At 44.7% G+C, this 16,421-nt stretch carries 14 protein-coding genes and 1 riboswitch; of the genes, 7 read left to right on the top strand and 7 right to left on the bottom strand.

Annotated elements, in window-relative coordinates; translation table 11 throughout:
* The first annotated feature begins 77 nt into the window (after positions 1-77).
* The 4 genes from Vt282_RS15155 to Vt282_RS15140 all read left to right on the top strand — a co-directional run bounded on the left by Vt282_RS15155 (position 78) and on the right by Vt282_RS15140 (position 4,101).
* Entirely contained in the window at positions 78-1,391 is a 1,314-nt protein-coding gene (locus Vt282_RS15155) for a PTS sugar transporter subunit IIC (RefSeq protein WP_162063915.1), read from the top strand.
* Positions 1,392-1,420: 29 nt separating this feature from the next.
* Positions 1,421-1,732, top strand: a complete 312-nt coding sequence (locus Vt282_RS15150) for a PTS lactose/cellobiose transporter subunit IIA (protein ID WP_162063913.1) — start codon at positions 1,421-1,423, stop codon at positions 1,730-1,732.
* Positions 1,733-1,743: 11 nt separating this feature from the next.
* Positions 1,744-3,051, top strand: a complete 1,308-nt coding sequence (locus tag Vt282_RS15145; RefSeq protein ID WP_162063912.1) for a 6-phospho-beta-glucosidase — start codon at positions 1,744-1,746, stop codon at positions 3,049-3,051.
* A 78-nt stretch (positions 3,052-3,129) separates the two neighbouring features.
* The gene (locus Vt282_RS15140; RefSeq protein WP_162063911.1) at positions 3,130-4,101 is read left to right on the top strand and encodes a LacI family DNA-binding transcriptional regulator; all 972 of its coding nucleotides are present in this window, start codon (positions 3,130-3,132) and stop codon (positions 4,099-4,101) included.
* Positions 4,102-4,168: 67 nt separating this feature from the next.
* Here Vt282_RS15140 and Vt282_RS15135 read toward each other — a convergent pair whose 3' ends face one another.
* Entirely contained in the window at positions 4,169-5,425 is a 1,257-nt protein-coding gene (locus tag Vt282_RS15135) for an adenylosuccinate synthetase (protein ID WP_162063910.1), read from the bottom strand.
* Positions 5,426-5,564: 139 nt separating this feature from the next.
* Between Vt282_RS15135 and Vt282_RS15130 the strand changes: the two genes are divergently transcribed.
* Entirely contained in the window at positions 5,565-6,452 is an 888-nt protein-coding gene (locus tag Vt282_RS15130; protein ID WP_162063909.1) for a LysR family transcriptional regulator, read from the top strand.
* A gap of 88 nt (positions 6,453-6,540) precedes the next feature.
* On the opposite strand, the gene katG is transcribed toward Vt282_RS15130, so the two are convergent.
* The 4 genes from katG to Vt282_RS15115 all read right to left on the bottom strand — a co-directional run bounded on the left by katG (position 6,541) and on the right by Vt282_RS15115 (position 10,849).
* Positions 6,541-8,709 (bottom strand): catalase/peroxidase HPI, encoded by a 2,169-nt coding sequence (gene katG, locus Vt282_RS15125; RefSeq protein WP_162063908.1) that lies wholly within the window; start codon positions 8,707-8,709, stop codon positions 6,541-6,543.
* 277 nt (positions 8,710-8,986) lie between these two features.
* Positions 8,987-9,706: a LysR substrate-binding domain-containing protein gene (locus tag Vt282_RS15120; protein ID WP_232055264.1), complete on the bottom strand. Its 720-nt coding sequence runs from the start codon at positions 9,704-9,706 to the stop codon at positions 8,987-8,989.
* Positions 9,703-9,876: a helix-turn-helix domain-containing protein gene (locus Vt282_RS20785; RefSeq protein WP_232055263.1), complete on the bottom strand. Its 174-nt coding sequence runs from the start codon at positions 9,874-9,876 to the stop codon at positions 9,703-9,705. Before Vt282_RS20785 ends, Vt282_RS15120 begins: the two co-directional genes overlap by 4 nt.
* Positions 9,877-9,958: 82 nt before the next feature.
* Positions 9,959-10,849: a hypothetical protein gene (locus tag Vt282_RS15115; protein ID WP_162063907.1), complete on the bottom strand. Its 891-nt coding sequence runs from the start codon at positions 10,847-10,849 to the stop codon at positions 9,959-9,961.
* Positions 10,850-11,156: 307 nt separating this feature from the next.
* Here Vt282_RS15115 and Vt282_RS21270 point away from each other — a divergent pair, with 307 nt between their 5' ends.
* Together Vt282_RS21270 and Vt282_RS15105 are read left to right on the top strand one after the other, a co-directional pair.
* A complete protein-coding gene (locus tag Vt282_RS21270; protein WP_162063906.1) occupies positions 11,157-11,669 on the top strand; it encodes a type II secretion system protein in 513 nt (170 codons plus the stop codon).
* A gap of 293 nt (positions 11,670-11,962) precedes the next feature.
* Positions 11,963-12,041: riboswitch (cyclic di-GMP riboswitch) on the top strand.
* 30 nt (positions 12,042-12,071) lie between these two features.
* Positions 12,072-13,076, top strand: coding sequence for a hypothetical protein (locus Vt282_RS15105; protein WP_162063905.1), 1,005 nt, complete (start codon positions 12,072-12,074; stop codon positions 13,074-13,076).
* Positions 13,077-13,205: 129 nt separating this feature from the next.
* Here the strand turns inward: Vt282_RS15105 and Vt282_RS20775 are convergent, their stop codons facing one another.
* Both Vt282_RS20775 and Vt282_RS20770 read right to left on the bottom strand, forming a co-directional pair.
* Complete coding sequence (locus Vt282_RS20775) at positions 13,206-14,708, bottom strand: HD-GYP domain-containing protein (protein ID WP_232055262.1); 1,503 nt, start codon at positions 14,706-14,708, stop codon at positions 13,206-13,208.
* Between the two features lie 149 nt (positions 14,709-14,857).
* On the bottom strand, positions 14,858-16,330 hold the full coding sequence (locus Vt282_RS20770; RefSeq protein WP_232055261.1) for a transporter substrate-binding domain-containing protein: 1,473 nt from the start codon (positions 16,328-16,330) through the stop codon (positions 14,858-14,860).
* Positions 16,331-16,421 lie beyond the last annotated feature (91 nt).

Genomic DNA, 16,421 nt, shown 5'->3' with positions numbered 1-16,421 from the left:
ACCGTTTTCAATTTATCTCTCTATGCGAGCACTGGACATTCAGTGCTTGTAGGACTCGCTATAGATAGGAGGTCACTATGGGCCTTTATAATTCAATGATGAATATTGTTGAAAATAAGATCGCACCAATTGCAGCAAAGATTGGTGGTCAACGACATATTATCGCGATTCGTGACGGCTTTATCTCAGCCATGCCGTTCCTAATTATCGGCAGTATCATGTTAATTGTGGCAAACCCGCCATTTGATGCTGACACACAATCCGCATTTGGTCAGTGGTGGTTACATTTCGCCAAAAGCAATTGGGATACCATCACCATGCCTTACTTTATGACCATGGGTCTGATGGGTGTGTTCGTAAGCTTAGGCACCGCGTATAGCCTCGCCAAAGCGTATCAATTGGATGGACTGACTGCTGCAATGCTATCACTGATGGCATTTTTACTTGCCGCAGCACCACAATATCAAAACCAAATGTCGATGGATTTCCTAGGTGGCGAAGGCGTGTTCACCGCCATTATCTGTGCGTTATGGTCGGTTGAGTTGATTCACTTCTTAAAGAAATACAACATCACCATCAAAATGCCAGAGCAAGTACCACCCGCTATCGCTCGCTCATTTGAACTGCTCTACCCAGTCGTCGGTATTATGATCACCGTCTACCCAGTTAGCCTGTTGCTACAAAGCCAGTACGGTCTATTACTGCCAGCAGCAATCATGCAAGTATTCCAACCACTTGTTGCCCTTGGCGATACACTACCCGCTATCTTAATCGCCCTACTGATTGCAAACCTACTTTGGTTTGCCGGCATTCATGGTGACAACATCGTGACAGGCTTACTGAATCCGATTTTTATGGCGAACTTGGCGGCAAACGCAACCTTGATGTCAAGCGGTATGGACACAACTCAAGTTCTCACCGCGCCATTCTGGTCATTTTATATCTGTCTGGGCGGTTCTGGCTCAACATTAGTGTTAGCCTTCCTTTATCTGCGCAGTCGCTCAATTCATCTTCGCACCATCGGCAAACTTAGCGTAGTGCCAGCGATCTTTAATATTAACGAGCCACTCATCTTTGGCTCACCAGTAGTGATGAACCCATTATTGTTCTTCCCACTACTTATCGTACCTATGGTCAATGCCACTATCGCCTACTTTGCTCTGCACTTGAACCTAGTGCAAAAAATGATTGCGATGGCGCCATGGACAACCCCAGCACCTATCGGTGCCATGATTTCAGCGGCTTGGGATTACCGTGCCTTCGTTTTGGTCGTACTGCTTATGGTTATCGACACCATCATTTGGTACCCATTCTTCAAAGCTTATGAAAAACAACTCGTCGAGCAAGAAATTGAATCCAATGCTGACGCCATGACCCCAGCCAACGCCTAACAATTAATTTGCACGTTAAGGAATATATTATGGATATCGAACAAACCATTATGGAGTTGCTAGTGACCGCAGGTAATGCGCGCAGCACAGCTTTAATGGCTATCCAAGCCGCAAGACACCATGACTTTGAACAAGCACAACTACTGATTACTGAATCAAAACAAGCAATCAACCAAGCACACAAAGTACAAACGCAACTCATTGGCCTAGATGAAGGTGAAGGCAAGCTTAAGGTGACGTTAATTATCGTCCATGCCCAAGACCACCTGATGAATGCCATGGTGATCCTCGACCTTGCGCAAGATTTCATTGAATTGTACCGCCGTACCTCTGCTTTATAAGGAATACCAATATGAACACAGCAAAAATTGCCATTATCGGTGGCGGCAGCAGTTACACTCCTGAACTGATTGAAGGCATTATCCAACGTTGGAAGCTGATCCCATTGCATGAAATTGCCTTGGTGGACGTAGAAAAAGGCCACAACAAAGTTGAAATTATTGCTGGGCTTACTCGTCGTATGTTGGCGCACAATGGTCTTTCTCAAGTGGTGGTCAGTGTCCACTACAGCCCAGACGAAGCGATTAAAGGCGCTGACTATGTACTCACCCAGTTCCGTGTCGGTCAACTGCCAGCTCGCGCTGCCGATGAACGCCTAGGTCTGAAATACGGTCTGCTCGGTCAAGAAACAACGGGCGTTGGCGGCTTTGCTAAAGCACTGCGCACCATTCCAGTCATGCTCGATATTGCCAAAAAAGTTGAACAGCTTGCTCCAAATGCGTGGATCATAAACTTCACTAACCCCGCAGGTATTGTGACAGAAGCGGTTTCTCGCTATAGCAATGCCAAAATCATCGGTCTATGTAATGTCCCAGTGACGATGCACCATATGATTGCGACCATGCTCAAAGCCGATTTTGACGACGTTCAATTGCGCTTTGCCGGTCTTAACCATATGGTTTGGGCGCACGAAGTTACCTTGAAAGGCGAAAACGTCACCAAACAAGTGATCGAAATGCTTTGTGATGGCGCAGCACTTACTATGAATAACATCAAAGAAGAGCCTTGGTCTCCTGAGTTTCTTCGTGCATTAGGCGCGATTCCTTGCCCTTACCACCGTTATTTCTATCAAACCCAAACCATGCTTAAAGATGAGATCGAACAAGCAGCGAATGAGGGCACACGCGCAGAACAAGTGATGAAGGTAGAACATGAACTGTTCGAGCTCTACCAAGACGAAAACTTGGATCATAAACCAGAGCAATTAAGTTTTCGTGGCGGTTCGTTCTATTCTGAAGTGGCCATTGAGCTAATTTGTGCGATTCACAACAACTCTGGCACTCGCCTAGTGGTGAATACCACCAATAACGGTACTATATTGGGTCTACCGGATGATGCAGCGATTGAAACCGATTGTATCGTCGACCGCCAAGGGGCTCATCCGTTAGCATTCGGTCATTTACCAGAATCTATGCATGGTTTGGCTCAGCAGGTAAAAGCCTTTGAGCGCCTAACCATCGAAGCGGCTGTACACGGTAACAAAGAAGCAGCGCTACTTGCGCTCGTGACCAACCCATTAATTGGTGATGCTCAATTAGCACAACCAATTTTGGATGATGTATTAAGCATTAATGCTGAGTATCTACCTCAGTTCGCGTAATCATCATTTAAAATGAACAAACAGTAACAACAAGAGTGGTTAATTTCGGTTAACCGCTCTTTTTTAGTCAGGTCATATATGGTTACTTTAGAAGATGTGGCAAAACATGTGGGCCTCTCCCGTGCAACCGTTTCGCGGGTTGTTAATGGCGACACTAACGTCAAGTTAGCCACTCGAGAACGTATTGAACAGGCCATTTTGGAGCTGGGCTATACGCCTAACCCCGCAGCTCGTGCGTTAGCGTCTAGCCAGAGCCAAATGCTTGGTTTGGTGACAACCTCATACCTTGGTGGATTCTTTGGTATGTTGATGGATAACGTACAAACTGAGGCAGACAAATGCCACAAGCAACTGCTGGTTACCCAAGGGGGGGGAACGGCAGAAAATGAGCTTAATGCGATCCAAAAACTCTACAATATGCGTTGTGACGGTCTGGTTCTACATGTACGAAGCATCAGTGATGAACAACTGCAACAACTCGCCAAACACCATGCATTTGTGTTGTTAGACCGTAACGTCGAAGGCTTAGAATCACGCTGCATTAGCTTTGATCATCACCTGGCAAGTCGTATGGCGACTGAGTGTTTGCTTGCGCATGGCCATCGAAATATCGCTTGTATAAGTGGTCCACTGACTCGCAGTTCAAGCCTGCTTCGTTACCAAGGATTTGTCGATGCGATGGCGGATGCCAAGCTTGAGCCGCATCAATGCTTTGCTGGTCACTATGATTTACCAAGCGGCTATCAGGCATGCTGCGAATTATTGCAACAAATGCAGCGACCAAGCGCAATCTACTGCTGTAACGAAGAAATGGCACTTGGGGCACTGCTGGCAATTTCTGAGCATGGATTGAGTATTCCGCAAGACATCTCTTTAATTTGCTACGACAGTGGCGAGCGTGCGGAATTCGTTTCGCCAAAACTCTCGAGTGTCCATTTCCCGATTTCTGCGATGGCTAAAACGGCCACTCAGTTGCTGCTCAATCCGCAACTTGAGTACTCAACCTATGAACCACACATTATTGATCGTGGCTCGGTTAAGCGAATTTAGTACAAAAAAAGGCTGACCATAAGGTCAGCCTCTCTATTTGATTGGGTAAGTAAAAGCGCTGTAGCGATTAGCGAACAATCATTTGCTCACGGCCTGGGCCAACTGACACCATCTTAACTGGCACACCCATTAGCTCTTCAATACGTAGTACGTATTTTTGCGCTGCTAGTGGTAGCTCATCAAACTTACGACAACCGGTGATGTCTTCGCTCCAGCTTTCCATCTTCTCGTAGATTGGTGCTAGCGCTGCAGTTTGAGGCCAGATTGGGTTTTCACTGTGTTCACCTTCGTAACCAACACAGATCTTAAGATCTTTAAGGCCAGTTAGGCAGTCCACTTTAGTCAGTGCGATTTCTGTTGCTGCTTGTAGCTCAACACCATTTTTAGTCGCTACTGCGTCAAAGTAACCCATATCACGAGGGCGACCAGTAGTTGCACCAAACTCACCTGCTAATTCACGGAATGCATCTTGCTCTTCCATTGCAGTGATTAGCGTGCCCGTACCCACTGATGAGCTAAATGCTTTCGCTACCGCAATAACGCGCTCTGGGCGAAGTGCTGGTAAACCACCACCAATGCCTGCGTACATAGACACACAGTTAGATGAGGTTGTCCAAGGGTATTCACCGTAAACAAGGTCACGACCCGCACCAAGTTGCGCTTCAAACAATAGCGTTTTGCTTTCTGCTTGTAGCTCTTTTAGTGGTAGCGTTACGTTGCAGATAGAATCACGCCAAGGTGCTGATACTTCTAGCAACCAATCCGCCATTTCTTGTGCAGTTTGCTCAAACTTGAATGTTGGGTAAAGCGCACGCAGTTGAGGCAGTTTCCAATCCAACATAAATTGAATGCGCTCTACCAATACTTCTGGTTGTTTTAACCAACCAACTAGAATGCCTTTTTTCATTACACGGTCACCGTAGCAAGGTGCAATACCTTGACGAGTTGAACCGTATGCGCCGTCGCCTAGACGAAGCTCTTCTAGCGTATCTTCTTCAGCGTGTAGTGGCAGACATAGTGTTGCGCGATCAGAAATGCACAAATTAACTTTTACGCCAGATTGCTCAACTTCTGCAATCTCAGCAGATAGTAATGCTGGGCTGATTACCATACCAGGGCCTAACACACCGATACAGTCAGGGTTAAATACGCCGCTAGGAAGTTGGTGTAACTTAAAAGTACCAAAGTCATTCACTACGGTGTGACCCGCGTTATTACCACCTTGGAAACGAATACTCGCTGATGCTTGGTCTGCCAAATAATCCACGATTCGGCCTTTACCTTCATCACCCCAGTTTGCACCCACAACAACAATAGACGACATAATTTGAACTCCTTAAAAACGATTTGCTTATCCTATGCTCAACCGACAAATAAGAATAATTAATAATCATTATGAGCTTAATAAGAATTCCATATAGGGTATAATTGATAGTTCAAAATGGACTTCAGGGTAAATCAACATGTTAGACATCAACTGGCTCAACACCTTTGTAACGCTGGCTCGTCTTGAGCATTTTGGTAAAACGGCGAATGAGCTGCATATGACCCAGCCCAATGTCAGTCTGCATATCAAGCAGCTTGAACAAGCCACCAGAGTCAAATTAATTGAGCGCAACCCATTTCGTCTCACTCAAGCCGGTGAGCGTTTGTTGCAAAGTGCGCAAAATACCTTAATGGAATTGCAGGTATGCCAAGCGGATCTCAACGCAATCAATGAACTGAGCCAAGGCACACTCACGATTGCCGCCAGTGATATTATTTCACGCTTACTGCTGATTTCACCGTTCCAGTCGTTCAAAAAAGAATTTCCGGGCATCGACTTGTCTCTGCTCAACACTACCTCTTCACAAGCAGCAGAATTAGTCAAAAGCGCAAAAGCAGATTTGGGTTTTGTTATCGCACAGAAAGAAAGTCAGCCACTGCATTTTATCGAGTTGCAACAAGTAAAATGGTGTGCGTTGGGTAATGGATTACAAGAGTGGCAACAAGGCATGATGGATGAGAATCAAGAAGAACCCACGCTGATTCTCTTGGGGCACGATACCCGAACTCGAGATTTGATTGATCTTGCTTTGCCATCACTAAACCTCCCCAATTATCGAGTCATGGAAGTGGGCAGTGTGGACGCACAAATCGATTGGGCTGAAGCAGGCTTTGGTGTGGCGATCGTACCTGAGTTTTCACTGCACCCTAAACTCAACCTAACCACAACCATTACTCCGCTACCCCATTTTCCAACCACCAGCCTTGGCTATATCGTGCGACAAAACCAAGTGCTCTCAAGAGCGATAAAACAATTGCTCAATTGGGTTGATGAAGAGATTGTCAGAACGCGAGCAAGCAAATAAAGCTCGAGTTTACGCTGACGATTAAAAAAGCCTCCATTACGCCATGTAGCGCAAAGGAGGCTCTGATTAACCGTGAAATCAATTAACTTTAATCAAAACGGTCGGCATTCATTACCTTGCTCCATGCCGCCACGAAGTCTTCAACGAATTTAGTCAAGTTGTCGTCTTGTGCATACAGCTCTGAGTACGCTCTCAGAACGGAGTTAGAGCCAAAGACTAAATCGACACGCGTCGCTGTCCATTTTGTCGATTGAGTTTGACGATCGCGTATTTCGTACAAATTCTCTCCTACAGGATCCCAGGTGTAATTCATGTCCGTTAACGCAACAAAGAAATCATTACTCAACACGCCTACACGATCGGTAAACACGCCATGCTGAGTACCCGCGTAGTTAGTGCCGAGAACTCGCATACCACCGACTAAAACCGTCATCTCTGCTGCAGTTAGTCCCATTAACTGAGTACGATCAAGCAGCATTTCTTCAGGTGTGACCACGTAGTTGTCTTTTTGCCAGTTACGATAACCATCATGCAATGGCTCCAGCACTTCAAAAGAGTCAATATCCGTGTCGGCTTGCGAAGCATCTCCACGGCCGGGATTAAACGGAACATTGATTGAGACACCCGCAGCACTTGCCGCTTGCTCTACCCCAACATTACCCGCTAATACGATCACATCCGCAATACTCGCACCTGTATTACTTGCGATCCCTTCAAGCACCGCAAGTACTCTGCCTAGGCGCTCAGGCTCATTGCCCTGCCAATCTTTTTGCGGTGCCAGACGAATCCTCGCACCGTTTGCGCCACCGCGTTTGTCTGATTGACGGAACGTACGCGCGCTGTCCCAAGCAGTCGCCACCATGTCACTCACCGATAACCCGCTGCTGGCAATCTGCGCTTTCACTGCATCGACGTCGTAATTAGTATTACCCTGCGGCACTGGGTCTTGCCAAATAAGATTTTCTTGAGGAACGTCAGGGCCGATATAGCGAGCCTTCGGTCCCATATCGCGGTGGGTTAACTTAAACCAAGCGCGAGCAAACGTCTCAGAGAAATAGGCAGGATCGTTATGGAATCGCTCTGATATTTTGCGATATTCCGGATCCATTTTCATCGCCATATCTGCATCGGTCATGATTGGGTTTTGACGTACCGAAGGGTTTTCACTGTCGAGGGGTTTGTGCTCTTCTTTAATATTCACGGGTTCCCATTGCCAAGCTCCTGCAGGGCTCTTGGTGAGTTCCCAGTCGTAATTTAGTAATAGCTCAAAATAGCCATCATCCCAGCGAGTCGGTTCCGTCGTCCACGCCCCCTCTAATCCGCTGGTCACCGAATTATTACCAATGCCACGCGATTTTTTGTTCAACCAACCGAGTGCTTGGTCTTGTAATTCACCACCTTCAGGCTCAGGCCCTAAATTGGCCGCATCACCGTTACCGTGTGCTTTACCCACAGTATGACCACCAGCGGTCAGCGCTACTGTCTCTTCGTCGTTCATTGCCATGCGGGCAAATGTCACTCGAACATCATGCGCGGTTTTTAGAGGATCAGGCTTACCATCCACACCTTCAGGGTTAACATAAATCAGCCCCATCATTACAGCCGCCAATGGGTTGGCTAGATCTCTTTCACCTGAATAACGGCTGTTGGGATCACTTGATGGCGCAAGCCACTCTTTTTCGGAGCCCCAGTAGATGTCTTTCTCAGGGTGCCAGATATCTTCACGACCAAAACCAAAACCATAGGTTTTCAAGCCCATCGACTCGTACGCGATGGTGCCTGCGTACGCAATTAGGTCAGCCCAACTTAATTTGTTGCCGTATTTCTTTTTGATTGGCCATAGAATACGTCTTGCTTTGTCTAGGTTGGCATTATCTGGCCATGAATTGAGTGGGGCGAAACGCAAGTTGCCTGTCCCTGCACCACCACGACCATCTGCGATACGGTACGTACCAGAAGCATGCCACGTCATGCGAATCATCAAGCCACCGTAATGCCCCCAGTCAGCGGGCCACCACGACTGGCTGTCAGTCATAAGATTGATAAGATCTTGTTTTAACGCTGCAAAATCTAACTTCTTAACCTCTTCTTGGTAATTGAAGTTAGCGGACATTGGGTTGGTTTTGCCATCATGTTGATGAAGAATGTCCAAGTTGAGCGACTTTGGCCACCAGTCTTTTTCAAACCGGTCATTCGTCGTCAACGAACCGTGCATGACTGGGCATTTTCCTGTAGCGTTTGCCTTCTGTTGAGTCATAGTTTTCTCCCATTATTTCCAGTACACGTGCTAGTCGATACAGCGGTGTTCACTCGAGCTTGTGCATTTCTACCAATATCAATCGGCACCATGTTCTATCTCCTTCAGCGAATGATGCTGCCTTGATGTACTTATCAATGACTAACAGAAGTATTGGAGAGATATGCTCATTTGTAAAAATGATAAATGTGATTACTACGTTCGGAAATTTCGATTGCTCACGAAAGGCAACGTTCCAGCTATCGATAACCTGCGTTTACGACTCATCGTACCCTATTTATGTAAGCGCTTGCTTACTGATAGTCGCTAACTGTTCCAACGTTTCTACATCGGCATAATTGGGGCGGAAAACAAGAGCAATACGTCGGTGTGGCCCCGGTTCATTTAAGTGAATGGCAGTTAATTCACTGTAATGGCTAACGAGTTGCTCAAGCGCCATATGCGGAATGAAAGTGGTTCCCAAACCACTCATGACCATCTGAATTAATGTATTTAAACTGGTTGCGCGATATTCCTGGCTATCACTTTGTTCCGATAGCCGACACGCATCCAAAACATGATCTTTAAGACAATGGCCATCTTTGAGCAACATGAGATGCGTATCTTGCAATTGTTGTGATGACACCTCTTCCTGCCTCGCGCGTTCATCTTCTTTTAGCGCCACCCAATAAAAGTCCTCTTGCCAGAATTCAAGCGTAAGTAGTCCTTCACATGGATATGGAATGGCCAGCACAGCAGTATCAATTTCAGCTTGGCGAACCATCTCGACCAACACATGCGATTGTTCTTCAACAATATCAATCTTGGCGTTTGGGTAATGCCGTTTGAGTAGGGGTAGCAACTTAGGCAGAAGATAAGGAGCAATTGTGGGTATCATGCCAACGGAGAGGGGGAAACAAAAAGGTCGGCCAAAGCTGTCATCCAAATGCGTCATATCATCCAGTTGTGCCATGATATTTTGGGCTTTGTCCAATACCTCTTGACCAATCGGCGTCACCAGTACTTTTTATTATCCCGTTCAAAAATCTTAATGCCCAACTGTTTCTCGAGCTCACTAATGCCCGCACTTAACGTCGATTGACGCACATGACAAAGCTCTGCCGCTTTTCGAAAGTGCAATGTTTTCGCCACTGCCAACGCATAAGATAATTGCTTTATTGATAACATAAGTCTCGCTCTAACCAAGTCATACTATCAATATTAGAGGCTCTCAGCGTCTACGTTCGATTTTTACTGTCATGACTGAGGCTCACCAACCTTGCGTTCGACAATGGTCTACGATTTGCGCGGCCATTTTTTGCACTTCATGTTCAAGATACGTTTCCGATGATCGCATGTGGTCAATATCTTCAACAAAATGAGAGGGACGTATATTGCGTAGCGTCGCTTCGTTTTTACAAATAAAATCTACCCATGGCAAACCATCCGCATTTTGGTATTCGATAATGTAAGTGGCTGCCGTTTGATGATTTAGGCTTGTATTGAGTTCAATCATCCAATCCAGATAATGCTCTGATACCCACGAAATGTAGTGCTGATTAAAATACTCTCTAAGCGATTGATAAGCTTTACGGTTGATCAGTTTTTGCATAAATGAAGAGGTGTCGCCATGTTCACGTGATGTCTTGATAAAGGTTTCCATTGGCAACTGATAAGGATAACGTTGTTGGCCCCAGTGGTCGGCGAACAATTTGGCATGAATCAATACGTAGTGCAAAGCGCTAAAAAGTCGGCCATAAACAAACCGATCTCGGTAGAACAACCTAACTCTTTCACCACAATAGAGGTTTAAATAGTCGCTCGGTACATCATGAGCATGCTCGCTGTCCTTGGTCGTACCTATTTCAAAGCTTGATTGTTCAGAGCTTGGTTGCGTGTTTGCCACATGCCATGGTTGCCTGCTCCAATAAGCCACATCCAAAGCGAGCAAATTCGGCCATTGATAGGGATCGTTCTGCGATCGAAATAGGTTCTCAAAGCTCAACCTATCATCCCCCTGTCCATGAATTTGCTGCAACTCGGTATTGATTTTATATTGAATATCAACACTGACTTGCTCCATGAGGCTCTGAATTTCAGAAAAACTCATAGACTTAGAATACCCTGGAAGATATCGCTCATAGATTTGCTCTTCAGACATCAGTCCACTTCCTATGCAATAGAACTGATTAAAGTATATACAGGAGTGCAGATTAACCTAACGAGTCACACATCAATCCGCGATTCAAAATGATGTAATTCAACTTAATCACACGCCGCCTCCTTGAGTCCATAAGGCCTACAAAACGATATCACCATCACTTATCTCGCAATATTTTTGCGCTTTCAAACTCTCCCTGATTGAATTTACATTTGTCTTTCTAATAGAATCCGTGCCCTCATTTCGTTATCCATAACACTGGCTGAGTGCTAGTTCGTTAAATTGACATGTTGAAGTTGACCTATTTATGAAAAAAATGAAGGGATTCACGCTGATTGAGCTCGTGGTTGTCATTGCTATTTTGGGTGTTTTGGCTGTAGTCGCGTTACCTAGATTTCAAAACATGCAGCGTGAAGCTCGCATCAACGTAATCGAAACCTTGCACGCTACTTTTGAAGAAGCTCATCAAAGACTCTACGCAAAGGCACAGATTCCAGGTGCATTAATACCCCAAGGTGAACAATTTTGGGTAGACGTTAATGGTAACGGGATCATCGATAGCGACAGTGGCGACTACGACCAAAGTACGCTTTATGGTAAAGATGGTATCGACATCATGATGATTAATGAGACAAACATCGACAATCATCAACTGTTAAAACTGGTCGATGTGAGTGACGAATTAGTCGCGGTGGTGGGTGATCAAAAACATCAAGCTTATATTGGTTTCGATATGCTTGGGAACAACGATATTAAGAATGGCGGCTGCCGTATTTATTATGACCAAAAGAAATTCCAATTCTCAACGAGCGGTTGTTAACACCTTCTGGCTAAAAAATAAAAATTTTCACCCATAGAGTAGATTGTCTTCCTGCACAATATCGCCTTAAGCCCTCAGTCGATACTCATCAATTCGCAACACTTATCAATTCACACCTACGCTTCCCCAAAGCGCCCAAACACTATGACCCACCTCACAGTTAAGCACTGAGAGGTGAGCGTTATCGTTTTGTTTTTTGAAGGAATATCACAAACTTGTGAACTCCATCACCGATTGTAGATGCTGTAATTGTGGAACCAGTGTCACACAAACGGATACCATATTCGCGGAAATAACTCTAAGGGCAAACTTGTCGTGAGGCAGGGACGCAAAGTGACAGCAGAATTTAAGATTCTGGGCTGCATTACTGAGTTTAGTGAAAACTGAACGGAAACTTAGATCATGAAAAAATCCACGCTTGCTCTTGGCATTATGGCTACTCTCTGTGCAACCTCTAGCTTTGCAAATATTTATACCACAGAGAGCAATGGCTCAATCCGCCATATGGACACCAACGCTGATGGTGACATTTCGGTTATTCTACATCTCAAAGATAAATACACATACACGAACGACAAAGGCAAAGAGAAAACGAAAAAGTACTCGAAAACCGTTCAGTATGTTGCAAATTCAGGCGAGAGCTTTGATGACGTATTGGCAATGATGTCAAGCTACGACAATATCGCTGACTTTCAAGAGATGCCTGTTGACGTAAAAGCAACGGGAGGACGAGAATTTGCAGAATCATTTGATCTCAATTTGAGCCTTGCCAACGAATATGTTGCAGGTGGCACGGTTGGACATGCGACCTTGTTCCACAAGAATGGCGTTCCAATGCTGCACGTAAACATTGACGGTAAATACGTACCTGCAAAACAGCCGTATCTGAACGTCCCTAGTTTCGTGAAAAGCTCACGCGCACACGACTTCTTTAAGGTTGTAGTCACCGATATTCTCGATAATGTTATTGTCGGTTTTGTTGAAGCGAAACAAGACATTCCTTTCAATCATGCGGACTACTTTTACGCCAAAGGCGAGCGTATCCCTGTTTACTGGACGCTAAGCGCAGACAGTAAGCCGTCATGTAATAAAGAGTGTAAAAACCAAGAACAGGCACATATGTCGGTAAGTAGCGCGCAAGTATTAGGACAAGGTAAGAAAATGCCTAATATTAAAGCGACCGACGACAGCGGCGAAATTATGGATTGGTTCCAATACGACCGTATTGGCGAAACATTCCAAGGATTAGGCGATAAACCTTATGGTATCGTACAAGACACGTATGACGAGAAAACCTACTGGGTTTACGGTTCAGCGATTGCCAAAGCCAAAGAAGGTAGCAAAACCTACTATTCTGGTGACAAAAACTACTCGCCAGGTCTCGCGATGAGCATCACAGTGAAATAATCCACATTCTGGTACACGTATACGTTATACCAGAATGATGCTTGATTAGAATTCACCAGAAGCACTCAAGATATACAAAAAACGCCTCGTTAGAAGGCGTTTTTTATCGCTTATGACTAATCAAAAAAGCTAACGCTTGAGATATCTATCCACATTCTCAATATCAATGAGCCTTTCTGGTAAATAAGCCTTTGCATATCGTTGGTAGACGCCACTGGTTAACAACAGCTCAAAAATATCCTTATCAATATGACCATTTTCAACCATCTTTGAAAGAATATCGATTGCTTCGCTCAGCGGTTTGGCTTTTTTATATGGTCGATCTGAGGCTGTCAGTGCTTCAAAAATATCAGCCACCACCAAAATTCTTTCCGGAATTGACAGATCCTCACGACTCAATCCGCGCGGATAGCCGGTTCCAATGAGTGTCTCATGATGAGTCGTCGCATACCGAGGCACTCGCTCCAGTTCAGGTGGGAATGGAATGCTCTCGAGCATCTTAATACCACTGATCATGTGTTCATTAATCTTAAAGCGCTCTTCTTCCGACAAGGTTCCACGTCTTACAGAAAGGTTATAGATTTCTCCATGATTATATAGATGAGTCGGAACCGTCATGTTTATCCCAAACTGCGTCACATCAGCAAAGGGCTGATCTCTTGCAACGATATGGTCTGGTCGATCTGCTAAAAGCTTTTCAACGGCCGGTGTAGGTTGTGGGTGATAGCGCGTTTCTTCAAGTGGCGATAACCCTAAGCCACAATCAAAATAACGTACCCATTCTTGCTCAGCTAGTTGCTTTAATCGTTCAATATCTTGGTCAGACATAAACTCACCACCGATATTTGCGTTCGCAATAAATGCAAACTCTTCTCTCAACTTGTCTAATTGGGGACGCAAATCGTTATCGAGATCAACCTCTGAATCTAGCTTTGATAACAAGTATTGAATCTGAGCATCTCTCCACAATACCTCAAAGCGCATACGAACTTCGTGAATACGGTTGTAGTTCGTTTCAAGCTTACTGCCTTTATCGACGACATACTCAGGCGTGGCGATCTTGCCACAATCATGCAGCCAAGCTGCGACACGAAACTCACGACGCTCTTCATCATTGTTGAATTGAAAATCTTTGAGCTTGTCACATTGCGATTTTTCAGCCGCTTCGGCCAGCATTAAAGCGATTTCTGGTACGCGATTACAGTGCCCTGCGGTATACGCTGACTTTTCATCGATGGCTCGTGCGACTAATTGAATCATGGACTCAAAGAACTGATTCTGCTGCTCTTCAAAATTCTGCAACGCGTTACGCCCACGAATGACCGATAAACCTAACTGATGGATTTCTTCAATCCGGCTATGCACTCGATTTACTTTTGAGTACTGACGTAACTTAATCCACTGAACTTGTTCTCTTAACTGATTAATAGGTTTTGATATGGGTGCCGCGAACAACCATGCAAATGGCAGTAACAAGAGTAAAACCAGTAGTGATGCACCGATGGAATAAAAAATAGCTTCGTGCACACCCGCCATTATGTAAGATTGAGGGACAACAACTGCAAAGTACCGTGAGTTAGACTCTCTAAGCTTTGAGATATACAAATACTTTTCGACGCCGTTGATGGTCATTAATTTTGCGCTATTGTCACTATCTTGATGGTGACTAAATTCCAACAATTCCGGATACGGAATATAAGTGAATGTTGATTGTGCCGCTCCTTCAGTGAACCATTTTTCACGAAGTTCCTGCCTTTGAGCTGGCGTAATACTGTTGATGGCTAAATCGATAATATCAGCAAGCTCCTGATATTCTTTCGTATCGAATAGTAAAACTCACGAGGTAAAATTGGTGATTCTATCGGAACAATCTTCAACCCTTGGCGAAACTTTTCTTGTACTTTACTTTGTAGAATTTGCTTCATATCCAGCACGGCCGCAATGTTACCCGATTCAACATCATCTATCGCTGCATGCAACGACGGATAAGATATCAACGTCAAGTTTGGAAACGCCTTGAGCAAATTGTCTTGAATACTCCAACCCCTCAATATACCAATCCGCTGATTTTGAATGGATTCTAACGTTGTAATGCCAACATTCTCTTGCTTAGTGAGTAAAGCAAAGTTACCTCGATACAAAACCTCGCCCAAAATGCCCATTTGAGCAAAATCGCTTGGATCCGAGATCGACTGCAATATATCTATATTGCCTTGAGAAAAATCATTCTCTAACTCGTCCCATGAGCGTCCATTGACGAACTTAAATTTCAGCCCAGTCATTTCTGATATCATTTTAAACAAATCAATCGTGAAACCGTTAGGACGCCCCCCTACCGTATAATCAAGAGGCCCCCAATCATTTTGGTTAGAAACTTTGAGCTCAGGGGCTGATTTAACGAATGCTTGTTGTTCTTCAGTCAAAACAACAGGCGTCACGAGAGGAATACGGTCTTCAATATCGATCTGCTTATTGGTGGCAATAAGTTGACCATCACCGCCGAAGATAAAAGATTCCGCCTTGAGATTTTTTTTGTTTTCGACGAAGCGACTCGTGAGCTGTTTTTCAAGTGAAGACAACAATACATCAATACCAACGACCGTATCAGAGCCGTCAACTTTGATAGTGAAACTCTCACCGTTCACTTTTAGAGTGTTGAATAAATAAGGTGTGGTTGCGTAAATTCGTTCCGTGCTCGCATTTTCATACCAACTGCGTTGAGTCGGCAAAAAGTTGCTAAATTCTACTTTACTCGCCGTTTGTTTAAAGTTCTCGTCATAAAAAGCCGAAGTCTTACGTCTTTGCTTGCCTTCACCTTGGTGCAAAACGAGTAACCATCGATCGCTGTTTTTCGCGCCGACACGAGCCCTAACATCTTCTGACGTCAGGCTGATAAGTTGGAAAAAGTCGTTATTTGATTTCGCGACAAAAATACTATGTAAGTTTGAGTCGCGCGCAAGTAATTCAGAAAGAGGAATCACAATCCGTTTATCAGCAAAATCAATACCGGTAAGAGAGACAAGTTGCGCCCCACTGCGCGCGGCATTTTCAGCCAAACTTTCTAGATTTGATAGATTCTGTGAAACACTTGCTGCAATAGTATTGTATCGATTTAAGGTGTGCTCTAACTCTTTCTTACTCGAAAAATAGTACTGTAACGATATCGCCGTCACGGCGGTTATGATCGTACAGCATACAAACATAGCACCAAGTACCACTCTTAGCGAAATCCGATTGCGAACGTACTTTTTCACTAAAACCATTCCTTGTAGATAAAAATTCGTGACTAAAATAATTTCAAGGTAAAACAAAGTCAAACATTTGTTTTAAATGTAATTGCTATCG

The sequence above is a fragment of the Vibrio taketomensis genome (genome assembly GCF_009938165.1).
Taxonomy (GTDB): Bacteria; Pseudomonadota; Gammaproteobacteria; order Enterobacterales; family Vibrionaceae; genus Vibrio; species Vibrio taketomensis.
Note: the sequence above shows the minus strand (reverse complement) of the source record. Positions and strands in the feature narration are given on the sequence as shown.

What these genes read in the sequence shown, in the direction of transcription:
- Vt282_RS15155 (WP_162063915.1), top strand. Translation starts at nt 78, where the DNA reads ATGGGCCTTTATAATTCAATGATGAATATTGTTGAAAATAAGATCGCA.
- Vt282_RS15150 (WP_162063913.1), top strand. Translation starts at nt 1,421, where the DNA reads ATGGATATCGAACAAACCATTATGGAGTTGCTAGTGACCGCAGGTAAT.
- Vt282_RS15145 (WP_162063912.1), top strand. Translation starts at nt 1,744, where the DNA reads ATGAACACAGCAAAAATTGCCATTATCGGTGGCGGCAGCAGTTACACT.
- Vt282_RS15140 (WP_162063911.1), top strand. Translation starts at nt 3,130, where the DNA reads ATGGTTACTTTAGAAGATGTGGCAAAACATGTGGGCCTCTCCCGTGCA.
- Vt282_RS15135 (WP_162063910.1), bottom strand. Translation starts at nt 5,425, where the DNA reads ATGTCGTCTATTGTTGTTGTGGGTGCAAACTGGGGTGATGAAGGTAAA.
- Vt282_RS15130 (WP_162063909.1), top strand. Translation starts at nt 5,565, where the DNA reads ATGTTAGACATCAACTGGCTCAACACCTTTGTAACGCTGGCTCGTCTT.
- katG (WP_162063908.1), bottom strand. Translation starts at nt 8,709, where the DNA reads ATGACTCAACAGAAGGCAAACGCTACAGGAAAATGCCCAGTCATGCAC.
- Vt282_RS20785 (WP_232055263.1), bottom strand. Translation starts at nt 9,876, where the DNA reads ATGTTATCAATAAAGCAATTATCTTATGCGTTGGCAGTGGCGAAAACA.
- Vt282_RS15115 (WP_162063907.1), bottom strand. Translation starts at nt 10,849, where the DNA reads ATGTCTGAAGAGCAAATCTATGAGCGATATCTTCCAGGGTATTCTAAG.
- Vt282_RS21270 (WP_162063906.1), top strand. Translation starts at nt 11,157, where the DNA reads ATGAAAAAAATGAAGGGATTCACGCTGATTGAGCTCGTGGTTGTCATT.
- Vt282_RS15105 (WP_162063905.1), top strand. Translation starts at nt 12,072, where the DNA reads ATGAAAAAATCCACGCTTGCTCTTGGCATTATGGCTACTCTCTGTGCA.
- Vt282_RS20775 (WP_232055262.1), bottom strand. Translation starts at nt 14,708, where the DNA reads ATGACCATCAACGGCGTCGAAAAGTATTTGTATATCTCAAAGCTTAGA.